The 12,127-nt window shown below is 66.1% G+C and carries 14 protein-coding genes; all 14 read left to right on the plus strand.

Going from position 1 to position 12,127, the window contains the following annotated elements; translation table 11 throughout:
* Positions 1–5: 5 nt before the first annotated feature.
* On the plus strand, positions 6–557 hold the full coding sequence (hpt, locus tag AC5RWX_RS13830; RefSeq protein WP_493940170.1) for a hypoxanthine phosphoribosyltransferase: 552 nt from the start codon (positions 6–8) through the stop codon (positions 555–557).
* Between the two features lie 157 nt (positions 558–714).
* The gene (gene ftsH, locus AC5RWX_RS13835) at positions 715–2,754 is read left to right on the plus strand and encodes an ATP-dependent zinc metalloprotease FtsH (RefSeq protein ID WP_493940171.1); all 2,040 of its coding nucleotides are present in this window, start codon (positions 715–717) and stop codon (positions 2,752–2,754) included.
* Positions 2,755–2,764: 10 nt separating this feature from the next.
* Positions 2,765–3,373, plus strand: coding sequence for a GTP cyclohydrolase I FolE (gene folE / locus AC5RWX_RS13840; RefSeq protein ID WP_493940172.1), 609 nt, complete (start codon positions 2,765–2,767; stop codon positions 3,371–3,373).
* Positions 3,374–3,399: 26 nt separating this feature from the next.
* Positions 3,400–4,305, plus strand: a complete 906-nt coding sequence (gene folP / locus AC5RWX_RS13845) for a dihydropteroate synthase (protein WP_493957805.1) — start codon at positions 3,400–3,402, stop codon at positions 4,303–4,305.
* Between the two features lie 7 nt (positions 4,306–4,312).
* Positions 4,313–4,696 (plus strand): dihydroneopterin aldolase, encoded by a 384-nt coding sequence (folB, locus tag AC5RWX_RS13850; RefSeq protein ID WP_493957806.1) that lies wholly within the window; start codon positions 4,313–4,315, stop codon positions 4,694–4,696.
* On the plus strand, positions 4,693–5,205 hold the full coding sequence (gene folK, locus AC5RWX_RS13855) for a 2-amino-4-hydroxy-6-hydroxymethyldihydropteridine diphosphokinase (protein WP_493940175.1): 513 nt from the start codon (positions 4,693–4,695) through the stop codon (positions 5,203–5,205). The genes folB and folK overlap by 4 nt, the downstream gene beginning before the upstream one ends.
* A gap of 22 nt (positions 5,206–5,227) precedes the next feature.
* Complete coding sequence (locus AC5RWX_RS13860; protein ID WP_493940176.1) at positions 5,228–5,725, plus strand: DUF3180 domain-containing protein; 498 nt, start codon at positions 5,228–5,230, stop codon at positions 5,723–5,725.
* Positions 5,718–6,230 (plus strand): PH domain-containing protein, encoded by a 513-nt coding sequence (locus tag AC5RWX_RS13865; RefSeq protein ID WP_493940177.1) that lies wholly within the window; start codon positions 5,718–5,720, stop codon positions 6,228–6,230. Before AC5RWX_RS13860 ends, AC5RWX_RS13865 begins: the two co-directional genes overlap by 8 nt.
* Positions 6,227–8,020 (plus strand): PH domain-containing protein, encoded by a 1,794-nt coding sequence (locus AC5RWX_RS13870; protein ID WP_493957807.1) that lies wholly within the window; start codon positions 6,227–6,229, stop codon positions 8,018–8,020. Before AC5RWX_RS13865 ends, AC5RWX_RS13870 begins: the two co-directional genes overlap by 4 nt.
* Entirely contained in the window at positions 8,004–8,921 is a 918-nt protein-coding gene (locus tag AC5RWX_RS13875) for a Rossmann-like and DUF2520 domain-containing protein (protein ID WP_493957808.1), read from the plus strand. The genes AC5RWX_RS13870 and AC5RWX_RS13875 overlap by 17 nt, the downstream gene beginning before the upstream one ends.
* Positions 8,918–9,814: a pantoate--beta-alanine ligase gene (gene panC / locus AC5RWX_RS13880; RefSeq protein WP_493957809.1), complete on the plus strand. Its 897-nt coding sequence runs from the start codon at positions 8,918–8,920 to the stop codon at positions 9,812–9,814. The genes AC5RWX_RS13875 and panC overlap by 4 nt, the downstream gene beginning before the upstream one ends.
* Positions 9,815–9,864: 50 nt before the next feature.
* On the plus strand, positions 9,865–11,382 hold the full coding sequence (gene lysS / locus AC5RWX_RS13885; protein ID WP_493940181.1) for a lysine--tRNA ligase: 1,518 nt from the start codon (positions 9,865–9,867) through the stop codon (positions 11,380–11,382).
* A gap of 2 nt (positions 11,383–11,384) precedes the next feature.
* Positions 11,385–11,543, plus strand: coding sequence for a hypothetical protein (locus AC5RWX_RS13890; protein WP_493940182.1), 159 nt, complete (start codon positions 11,385–11,387; stop codon positions 11,541–11,543).
* Positions 11,544–11,765: 222 nt separating this feature from the next.
* Complete coding sequence (locus tag AC5RWX_RS13895) at positions 11,766–12,098, plus strand: histone-like nucleoid-structuring protein Lsr2 (protein WP_493957810.1); 333 nt, start codon at positions 11,766–11,768, stop codon at positions 12,096–12,098.
* Positions 12,099–12,127: the final 29 nt, after the last annotated feature.

Below are 12,127 nucleotides of genomic sequence, written 5' to 3' on the forward strand. Positions count from 1 at the left end.
AAGTGGTGGATTCCAACGACGTCCAGGCAGACCTCAAGCACGTCCTCTACACCAAGGAGCAGATCCAGCAGCGCATTAACGAGCTGGCTGCCCAAATCGATGAGGATTATGAAGGACGCGATCTGCTGATCGTCGGCGTCCTCAAAGGCGCGGTGATGGTCATGGCAGACCTGGCGCGTGCCCTGCACAGCCACGTCAAGATGGACTGGATGGCTGTCTCCTCCTACGGCTCCGGCACCCAGTCCTCGGGCGTGGTGCGGATTCTGAAGGATTTGGAGACGGACCTGATGGGCAAGCATGTGCTCATCGTGGAGGACATCATCGACTCCGGCCTGACGCTGTCCTGGCTGAAGACCAACCTGATTTCCCGCGGTCCGGCCAGTGTGGAAATCTGCACACTGCTGCGCAAACCCGATGCCGCCAAGGTAGAGATCGACGTCAAGTACGTCGGCTACGAAATCCCCAACGAATTCGTCGTGGGCTACGGGCTGGACTACGCCGAGCGTTACCGCAACCTGGACTTCATCGGCACGCTGGCGCCGCACATTTACGAATAACCGCTGCGCCGTCTTCCGCAGGCCCCGCTACGCCGAGAGGGAACTAATCGGCTCCGCCGAGCGTGAATGAAGACGGACGGTGTATAGCTGTAGTAGCCCACCGGGCTGCCATCACGCGCGGACAAGCAGGAGGGACGGGCGCAAGCCCCCAAGTCGCATGAAATTGAAGAACCTTTTCAAGGGACCAATCATCTGGATTGTCCTGGTCTTGGTCATCCTCCTGATCGCCGTACCCAACCTGGCCGGGCCGCAGTCATCGCGGGTCGATACCAGCGTGGGACTTTCGCTGCTGCAGGACAAGAAGGCGGAGCAAGCCCGGATCAACGACGGCGCGCAAAGCGTCGACCTGACGCTGCGCGACGATCTGGTCATCGACGGCGCCAACAAGGGCAAATCGGTCACCTTCTTCTACAGCCGCGACCGCGGACCGGACATCGTGGACGCGATCAACGCCTCCGGAGTGGACAACTTCACCGACCAGCCGGTGGAGAACAACTGGTTCATGAGCTTCATCAGCCTGATCCTGCCCATCCTGATCATCGGCCTGATCTTCTGGTTCCTGCTCTCGCGCATGCAGGGCGGCGGCTCCAAGGTCATGCAGTTCGGCAAGTCCAAGGCCAAGCTGATCTCCAAGGACATGCCGCAGGTGACCTTCGCCGACGTCGCCGGCGCGGACGAGGCGGTGGAGGAACTGCACGAGATCAAGGAGTTCCTCTCCGAGCCGGCCAAATTCCAGGCCGTGGGCGCCAAGATCCCCAAGGGCGTGCTGCTTTACGGTCCGCCCGGTACCGGCAAGACCCTGCTGGCCCGCGCCGTGGCCGGCGAGGCCGGCGCACCGTTCTTCTCCATCTCCGGTTCGGACTTTGTGGAGATGTTCGTGGGCGTCGGTGCCTCCCGTGTCCGTGACTTGTTCGAGCAGGCCAAGGCCAACGCGCCGGCCATCATCTTCGTGGACGAGATCGACGCCGTGGGCCGGCACCGCGGCGCCGGCGTGGGCGGCGGCAACGACGAACGCGAGCAGACGCTGAACCAGTTGCTGGTGGAGATGGACGGCTTCGACGTCAAGACCAACGTCATCCTGATTGCCGCCACCAACCGTCCGGACGTGCTGGACCCGGCGCTGCTGCGCCCGGGCCGCTTCGACCGGCAAATCTCCGTGGAGGCCCCGGACCTGGAAGGCCGGCACCAGATCCTGCAGGTGCACGCGGCCGGCAAGCCGATGGCCCCCGGCGTGGACCTGCGGTCGCTGGCCAAGCGTGCGCCCGGATTCACCGGCGCAGACCTGGCCAACGTGCTCAACGAAGCGGCGCTGCTGACCGCACGCTCCAACGCCCAGTTGATCGACGACCGGGCACTGGACGAAGCCATCGACCGGGTGATGGCCGGCCCGCAGAAGCGCTCGCGCGTGATGAAGGAACACGAGCGCAAGATCACTGCGTACCACGAAGGCGGCCACGCGCTGGTCGCGGCCGCGCTGCGCTACTCCGCCCCGGTCACCAAGGTCACCATCCTGCCCCGCGGCCGGGCCCTGGGCTACACCATGGTGGTGCCGGAGGATGACAAGTACTCCGTGACCCGCAACGAGCTGCTGGACCAGTTGGCCTATGCCATGGGCGGCCGGGTGGCCGAGGAGATCGTCTTCCACGATCCGTCCACCGGCGCCTCGAACGACATTGAGAAGGCTACCGGCACCGCGCGGCAGATGGTCACGCAGTACGGCATGAGCGAACGCGTCGGTGCCGTGAAGCTGGGCCAGGGCGGCGGCGAGCCGTTCCTGGGCCGCGACATGTCGCATGAACGCAACTACTCCGACCACGTGGCGTTCGTGGTGGACGAGGAAGTACGCCGGCTCATCGACGACGCCCACGACGAGGCCTACGCGATCCTGACCGAAAACCGCGACGTGCTGGACCGGCTGGCCCTGGCCTTGCTGGAGCGCGAAACGCTGAACCAGCGCGAGATCGCCGAGATCTTCCATGATCTGCGCCGCCGCGACCTCCGCGACGTGTGGCTGTCCAAGGAGACCCGTCCGGTCCACGACATCCCGCCCGTGGTCTCCCGGCGGGAGCGTGAAGCCGCTGCCAACGGCCAGCAGGAAGAAGAAAGCCATGCGGCGGTGATCGTGGACCCGAATCCGGCCGGCGGAGACCTGCCGGAGGACGACAGCCGAGGCGGCGTTTTGGGCACCAGCGGCTAGGATCGCATACGTGACCGAATACGATGACGTCGTTGCCGAGCTGGAGTTTGACCCGCAGATCGACCTGCCGCGGATCGAGAAGGCGGTGCGTGAGATCCTGATCGCCGTCGGCGAAGATCCGGACCGCGAAGGCCTGCAGGAAACCCCCCAGCGGGTGGCCCGTTCGTATGCGGAGGTTTTCGCCGGATTGCACCAGGATCCGGGCGAGATCCTCGGCACCACGTTCGATATCAACCACGAGGAAATGGTGCTGGTCAAGGACATTCCGTTCTATTCGACCTGCGAGCACCATTTGGTGCCCTTTCACGGCACCGCGCATATTGGCTACATCCCGTCGCATGAAGGTAAGGTGACCGGGCTGAGCAAGCTGGCCCGCCTGGTGGAGATCTACGCGCGCCGCCCGCAGGTGCAGGAACGGCTCACCACGCAGATCGTGGAGGCGCTGGTCAAGTACTTGGAACCCAAGGGCGCGATCGTCGTCGTCGAGTGCGAGCACATGTGCATGTCCATGCGCGGGGTGCGCAAGCCGGGGGCCAAGACGGTCACCTCGGCCGTGCGCGGCCAGTTGCGCGAGCAGGCCACCAGGGCCGAGGCCATGAGCCTGATTATTGGACGATAGCGAAGAGATAGAGACGGTAGAACTAGATGGATTCACTCGCCGCAGTCCCCGGAACCGGGCCCGCCACCTCGCCCCTGCCCGTGCTGCGCAAGGCCCGCCAGCCCAAGAAGTTCGCGGACCTGCCCACCGACCGTGCCATCGTCATGGCCATTTTGAACGTGACGCCGGATTCGTTCAGCGACGGCGGTGAGCACGCCAACAGGGAAGCGGCGATCGCCCACGGGCTGAAGCTGCTGTATGGCGGTGCCGACATCATCGACGTGGGCGGGGAATCCACCCGCCCGAACGCCGATTCGATCACCCCGGCCGAAGAGCAGCAGCGCATTCTGCCGGTCATCGAGGCGCTGGCCAAGGCCGGTGCGCTGATCAGCGTGGACACCATGCACGTGGAGACCGCCGCGAAGGCGCTGGACGCCGGCGCAGCCATTGTCAACGATGTGTCCGGCATGACCTTCGACCCTGACATGCCGGCCCTGGTGGCGGAGCGGAAGGTCCCCTACATCCTGATGCACCGGCGCGGCGACGCCCGCCATGCCGATCCGCAGGCGGACTACCAGGATGTGGTGGCCGAGGTCCTCGCGGAACTGACTGACCTGCGCGACAAGTTCGTTGCCGCCGGCGTGGCGCCGGAGCAGATCATCCTGGATCCGGGCCTGGGCTTCTCCAAAAACGCTGAACATAACTGGGAACTGCTGCGCGCCACCGGGCAGTTTGCCCAGCTGGGACACAAACTGCTGATCGGTGCTTCGCGCAAGCGGTTCCTGGGGTCGTTGCTGACTTCCGCGGGCAAGGCCGCCGCGCCCAAGGAACGCGACGAGGCGACGCTGGCGGTCTCCGCACTGGCCGCGGCCAACGGCGCCTGGGGCGTGCGCGTGCACGACGCCGGTGCCACCCTTGACGCTGTCAAGGTCGCCGCCGCCTGGGCCAAGTAGGGCGGCCATGGCTGCGGGAGGGCCGGCGCGCCCGGACATCATCAAGCTCACCGGCATTTCCGCCGTGGGCTACCACGGCGTGCTGGAACACGAGCGCCACGACGGGCAGCCGTTCATCGTGGACGTTGCCTTGCACACGGACATCCGGCCCGCGGCAGCCGGCGACGACCTGACGAAGACGGCTAACTACGCCGAGCTCGCGGACCAGGTGGAAGCGATCATCACCGGCGAGGCGCTGCAGCTGATCGAAACCCTGGCCGAACGGATTGCGGACCACGTGCTGCGCACGTTCTCCGTGGCGGCCGTGGAGGTCACCGTGCACAAACCCCAGGCGCCCATCCAGGTGGAGTTCTCCGACGTGACGGTGAGCATCTACCGGGAGCAGCCATGAGCAGCGTGCGCGCTGTCCTGGCGCTGGGCAGCAACCTCGGCGAACGCAGTGACACGCTCTCGCATGCGGTGGCGGATCTGGTGGACACGCCCCATGTGCGGCTGCGTGAAGTGTCGGCGGTGGTGCAGACCAAGCCGGTGGGCGGTCCCGAGGACCAGCCGGATTACCTGAACATGGTGCTGGAAGTGGAGACCGACTTGGATCCGCACCAGTTGCTGGCCCATTGCCAGGCGGTGGAGAACAAGCACCACCGCACGCGCGAAGTGCGCTGGGGCCCGCGGACACTGGACGTGGACATCATCACTTACGGCGACCTGACCCTGGACGACGAAGACCTGACCATCCCGCATCCGAGGGCGCATGAACGCGCCTTTGTTCTGGCACCTTGGGCGTGGATGGACTCGAACGCCACGCTCAACGGCGTACCGGTAGGCGAACTGGCGAAGGCGGCCGGGGACTTGGACGGTGTAGAGCCCTACGAAGCCGAACCGTTCGAAGCTGGTCAGTAGTGTCCGGCGGAGTGGGGGCTTCGTGAGGACCATCAGGTACCGCTGGCTGGCGACCATCGCCGTCGTCACCGCCGCGCTGGGATGGCTGGGCAACCAGGTCACCGAGCGCAACGGGCTGCCGGTGCCGTTCCTGCATCTCTCCTCGCTGGTCACGATGGCAGCCATCGCCGTGTTCACGCTGGTGCTGGGCCTGAAGGTGCGCCGCTGGCGCAACGGCAAACGGGACAAGGAACTGAATCCGGTGCTGGCGGCGCGCACGCTGGTGTTGGCCCAGGCCTGCGCCTATGCCGGGTCGCTGATTTTCGGCTGGCACGCCGGCATCCTGGTGGACCAGCTCGTCCTGCTGCTGTACCGGCCCGGCCTCGGTGCACTGCCGTCCGTGCTGGCTATGATGGGCGGTGGCCTGATCATGGTGGTGATAGGGCTGGTGGTGGAGCGCTTCTGCAAGCTCCCGCCCGAAGACACCGACGTGGCCAAGAACAACGGAACCGAGGCCCAAGGCGAGGGGGAGTATGCCTAGCGAAGCGATCGATCCGGCAGGCATTAGCTGGATCCGGGTCTCGCCCAAGTACATCACCGTGGAACTGATCGGCTGGGCGATCCTCACCGTGGTTGAACTCGCCGTGCTGTCTGTGCCGCTGGTCCTGATGCTGACCGGTGTGTGGCCCGATTTCCCGGCCTGGCTCGCCTGGCTGCTGAGCGTGGGCACCCTGGTGATCCGGATCTGGATGGGACTGTTGATCCCGCGCCAGGTCAGGGCCATCGGCTACGCGGAACGGGACGAAGACCTGCTGATCCGGCGCGGCCTGTTTTTCCAGCGCGTCATGGTGGTTCCCTACGGCAGGATGCAGTACGTGGACGTTGCCGTGGGCCCGCTCCAGCGCGCCTTCGGCCTGTGCTCGGTGAAGCTACACACTGCCAGCCCGCAGACCAATGCCAGCATCCCGGGGGTGCCGGCGGCCGAAGGCGCACGGCTGCGCGAACAGCTCTCCGACCGCGGACAGGCAAGGCTGGCGGGGCTATGACCACTCCCGGCAGCACCGGGCAGGACCCGCCCCACGGGCGGGACCCGCTGCTCGGGCGGGACCCGCTGCTCGGGCGGGGACCGGAAGCGTCCGGCGAAGTGGTGCCGGCCTCCCAGGGCGTGCCGCTCACCCCGGACACCACCGGCACCTGGCACCGGGTGCATCCCATTTCGCCGCTGGTGCGCGGCTGGATTGCGCTGGCGGCAATTGCCTACTTCTTTGGCCGCGACTGGTTTGAGACCGTGTTCCGCGGTGAGGAATTCTGGGGGCTGACCGGCGGCCGCGCCGTCTGGACCGTGCTGGTCGTGGCCGGTGTTGTCCTGCTGCTGCTGGCCGGGTTCTTCCTGTCCTGGTGGTTTACCCGTTACCAAGTGACCGACGACCACGTCCGGGTGAACTCTGGCGTGCTGTTCCGCCAGCACCGTCAGGCCCGGCTTGACCGGGTGCAGGCGATCGACGTCATCCAGCCCCTGCTGGCCCGGATCTTCGGCCTGGCCGAACTCAAATTCGAGGTGGCCGACGCCGGCGAGTCCGCCGTGCGCCTCGCATACCTTCCGCTGGCCTCGGCGCAGGAACTTCGGGCCACCATCCTGGCCCGGGCCGCCGGGCTGACCAGTGCGCCGGGCCATGCCCAGGATCCGGTACCCGAGGCCCCCGAACAGCAGATCCTGGCCGTGCCGGGCAGCCGGATTGTCGGCGCCGCTCTGCTCTCCGGCACCACGGTGTTCCTTGCCATCATGCTGGCCGCGGCGGTGCTGTCCACCTTGGTCTTCGACGCAGCGTTCGGCCCGGCTTTGCTGCTGCCCGCCGCGTTCGGTGTGGCAGCCGGCTACTGGTCAACCTTCAGCACCGGCTACAACTTCCGTGCCGCCCTCTCCCCGGACGGCATCCGGCTGCGCTACGGGCTGCTGGAGACCCGGGCGCAAACCGTTCCGCCGGGCCGGGTGCAGGCAGTGGAAATCATGCAGTCGCCGCTGTGGCGCTTCAAGGGCTGGTACCGGATGCGCGTCAACGTGGCCGGCTACGGTGTCAGCACGGAGAATTCCGGGGCCCGCACCACCTTGTTGCCGGTAGGTACGCAGCAGGAAGTCATGCAGATGCTGGCCCTGGTGCTCCCGGACCCGGGCACCGAGGACCCCCTCACCGTCTTCGCCGCGGGTCTGGACGGGATTGCAGCGAGCGATCACAACGACGGCGGTGCCTCCGACGGCGGCTTTGTCACCTCGCCGCGGCGCGTGCGCTGGCTCTCTTGGCTGACCTGGCGGCGCAACGGTTTTGCCGTCACGGGCACCGCGTTGCTGGCCCGCAGCGGCCGGCTGTGGCGCAGCCTCGCCGTGGTGCCGCACGAGCGGACCCAATCCATCGCGCTGCACCAAGGCCCGTTGGCCCGGCGCCTGCACGTGGCCGACCTGCGGCTGCATACCACCGCAGGGCCGGTCACGCCGGTGATTTATCAGGTGGACGCGGACACCGCCCGCCGGCTCTTCGACGAGCAGGCGGCCCGGGCCGCCGTCGCCAGGCGCCGCAGTCTTCCCGAGCGCTGGCTCGAGGCCCGACCGGGGTCCGCGGCGGAGCCCCAGCCCGAATCCACGCCCGCACCCCGACCCGAATCCACGCCCGCACCCCAGCCCGAATACTCGGCCGAACCGCGGCCCGAATTCAGCAGCGGGCCGAAGGCAACCATCGAGCGTCCGGGCGGCCAGTTCGGTCCCGGCCACCCGGACAAACACCAACGGCAGCAGAACGGACCCCAACCGGAGCAGGAGAGCCGCCATGGCGGGCAGCACTAGGCCCGGTCGGCTGGGCATCGGCGTGATCGGTGCTGGCAAGGTCGGGGCCGTCCTCGGCGCCGCGCTGCGCGGCGTCGGACACGCCGTCGTCGGCGTTTCCGCAGTGTCAGAGGACAGCAAGGAGCGGGCGGAGAACCTGCTGCCCGGCGTGCCGGTGCTCCAGATCCCGGAGATCGTTGAACGGGCCGAACTGGTCCTGCTGGCGGTGCCGGATGATGCGCTGCCGGAACTGGTGGACGGCCTTGCCACGGCAGGGGTCTGGCAACCGGGCCAGCTGGTGGTGCACACCTCCGGACGCTTCGGCACTGGCGTGCTCGCGCCGGCACGGGCGAAAGGAGCCATCCCGCTGGCCATCCACCCCGCCATGACCTTCACCGGGATGAGCCTTGACCTGGCCCGGTTGACTGACTGCAGTTTCGGGGTGACCGCCGAAGCCACGGTGCTGCCGATAGCGCAGGCGCTGGTGGTGGAGATGGGCGGCGAACCGGTGGTCATCGCCGAGCGGGACCGCACGCTATACCATGCGGCCTTGGCGCATGCCTCGAACCATCTGGTGACTATTGCGGCGCAGTCCGCCCAGCTGCTGGCCGAGGCTGGCGTGGAGCAGCCGGACCGGGTGCTCAGCGCGCTGATGCGGGCATCCTTGGAGAACGCGCTGGCCTCCGGCGAATCGGCACTGACCGGGCCGGTGGCGCGCGGCGACGTCGGCACGGTCCGCAGCCACCATGAAGCGCTGCTGCGCCGTGAAGTGGACTCGGGCAGCACCGACATCCGGCTGGCCTACGAGGAGTTGGCCCGCGCCACCGCCCAGCGCGCGTTGGAGCGGGGCCTGCTGAAAGACGCTCAGGCCACTGAAATTTTGGACATTCTGGCCCAAACCCATCCGGAGGAGAACCCGTGACCCGTCCGCAGCTGGTGGAAACCCAAGCCGAACTAAAGGAAGCCACCACCGGACTCCTGGCAGCAGCCGGAGCCGGCGGACGGCCGTCACTGGGACTGGTACTGACCATGGGTGCGCTGCACGCCGGCCATGCCGCCTTGGTGCGCGCCGCGCGGCAGGCGAGCGACGTCGTCGTGGTTTCCATTTTTGTGAATCCGCTGCAGTTCGGGGAACAGGAGGATCTGGACCGGTACCCGCGCACGCTCGAGGCCGACCTGGACCTGCTGGCGGAGTGCGGCGCGGACGTGGTGTTTGCGCCGAGCGTGGACGAGGTCTATCCGGGCGGCGCGCCGGTGGTCAGGATCACCGCCGGGGAACTCGGCGCGAAGTTCGAGGGGGCCTCCCGCCCCGGCCATTTCGATGGAGCGCTCACCGTGGTGGCCAAGCTGCTGCATCTCGGGATGCCGGCCGCTGACGCGGACTATCGGACGTATTTCGGCCAGAAGGACGCCCAGCAATTGGTGCTGGTCAAGCGGATGGTGGCGGACCTGAACTTCCCGGTGGAGGTGGTGGGAGTGCCCATAGTGCGCGACGACGACGGGCTGGCTCTCTCCAGCCGCAACCGCTTCCTCTCCGAAGCGGAGCGGGAGGCCGCGCTGGTGCTGTCCCGCAGCCTGGCGTACCTGCGCGGACAGGCAGACCGCCATGAAGCCCTCGACATCGACGGCGCCCTGGCCATGATCGACTCCGCGCCGCAGGTGCGGCCGGACTACCTGGAAGTGGTGGACCCGACGACCCTGGAGCCGCTGGCCTTCAACTGCCGGGAAACCCCGTTCACCGGCGAGGCCCTGGCGCTGGTCGCGGCAAAGGTCGGCCCGGTGCGGCTGATCGACAACGTGCAGCTGGGTTACTGAGCCAGGGGCGTTTGGCTGGCCCGGCCCGGGTACCGGTACCCTTAACTACCGTGACCCGCGAAAATTCCCCCACCCCACATCCCGCAGCCGAAGCTGCAGACGCCTCCGAGCAGATGCACGTGCGTATGGCCAAGCGCGCCAAACTTTTGGAGCGCGGTGTGGAGGCCTACCCGGTGGGTGTGGACCGGACCCATACGCTGGCCGAAGTTCGTGAAAAGTACGGCCACCTGGAGGCGGACGAAACCACCGGTGACATCGTCGGGGTGTCCGGTCGGGTGGTCTTCATCCGCAACACCGGAAAGCTGTGCTTTGCCACCTTGCAGGAAGGCAACGGAACCCGGCTGCAGGCCATGCTGAGCCTGGCCAACATCGGCGAGGAAGCGCTGGCGGACTGGAAGGCGCTGGTGGACCTGGGCGACCATGTGTTCATCCGCGGCGAAGTCATCAGTTCCAAGCGCGGCGAGCTGTCCGTCATGGCCGACACCTGGCAGATGGCCTCCAAGGCGCTGCGTCCCCTGCCCGTGCTCCACGCCGGCCTCAACGAAGAGACCCGCGTGCGGCAGCGCTACGTGGACCTGATGGTCCGCGACGAAGCCCGGCAAATGGTGTACACCCGGGCAGCCGTGATCCGTTCCATCAGGGACACCCTCCACTCCCACGGCTATGTGGAAGTGGAGACGCCCATGCTGCAGCTGATCCACGGCGGCGCCACAGCCCGCCCCTTCGAAACGCACCTGAATGCGTTCAACCAGGACATGACCCTGCGCATCGCCACCGAGCTTTACCTCAAGCGTGCGGTGGTCGGCGGCATTGACCGGGTCTTTGAACTCGGCCGGATTTTCCGCAATGAAGGTGTGGACTCTACGCACAGCCCGGAATTCACGACGCTGGAAAGCTACGAGGCCTATGCCGATCAGTTCGTGATGGCTGACCGCATCAAGGAGATGATCCTTAATGTGGCCGACAGCTTGGGCACCCGCGTGCTTGAAACCCCGCAGGGCACCATCGACCTTAATGGAGAATGGCGCTGGCTGGGGGTCTACCCGGGATTGTCCGAGGCGGTGGGCCGGGAAATCACCCCGGAGACCGGCGGCGATGTGCTGCGCCAAATTGCCGACGAGCACGACGTGAAGATCGACCCCAAGTGGGATACCCAGAAAACAGTGGTTGAGTTGTTCGGCGAAATCGTCGAGCCCACCCTGCTGCAGCCGACCTTCGTCTACGATTATCCGCCCGCGGCGCAACCGCTGGCGCGAAATCACCGGGATAAGCCGGGGCTGATTGAAGCGTGGGATCTCATTATCGGCGGAATGGAACGCGGCACGGCGTTCTCCGAACTGATTGATCCGGTGATCCAGCGCGAACGCCTGACCGAGCAGTCCCGCCTGGCAGCGGCCGGCGACGAAGAGGCCATGCAGTTGGATGAAGACTTCCTGCGCGCCCTCGAATACGGCGCCCCGCCGATGGGTGGCATAGGGCTGGGCATTGACCGGTTGGTGATGCTCTTCACCCAAGTCGGAATCCGGGAAACCATTCTGTTCCCGCTGCTGAAGCCGGAGGTGGGTTAAACATGGAATATCTGTGGGTACTTGCGCCGTCGCTTGGCGTCGGGCTCCTGTTCTATTTCGTGATGAAAGCCATATTCAATGCCGACCGCAAAGAACGTGAAGCATTGGCGGAGGCGGAGCGTGAAGCCGATAGGCGCGCCGCTGAAGGCGGCGCCGAATAGAGGCGAACAACCTCGGAAGATTTCGAACGTCCGAGGTTTCTCCTTTAAGCACTACAGCGAATGTGGTTTGGCCTACATTATCGTCAAACCGATATAGCTCATGCCTGATTCTCTCAGATTTTGATTAATCGGTCCGTATTGCCTTCAAATGGAGTGTGCTGCAATAATCAATTTGGCTCGGTAATCCCGGCCAAATAGATCCACTCACTAAAGGAGCCTTCCGTGGCGCAAGAAGTAAAAATCATTCTGGTTGACGATCTGGATGGTGGCACGGCGGATGAAACGATCCGCTTCAGCATGGATTCCAACAGCTACGAGATTGATCTTTCTTCATCGAATGCCGCGGCCCTTCGCGACGCTCTTAAGCCGTACATTTCCGCCGGTCGGAAGATTCCTTCCCGTGGTGCAAGGGCCGGCAAGCCGGCCAGCAGCCCCCGCAGCCAGGATGCCTCGGCAATCCGGGCTTGGGCGCGGGACAACGGCTACAACGTCAGCGACCGCGGTCGCGTGCAGTCGGAGATCATCGAGGCCTACAAGGCCGCCCACGGGGGATAACGGGCGGCCCGTTCCCTGACGGGCAATCG

The organism is Arthrobacter sp. SPT-J7 (assembly GCF_059089965.1).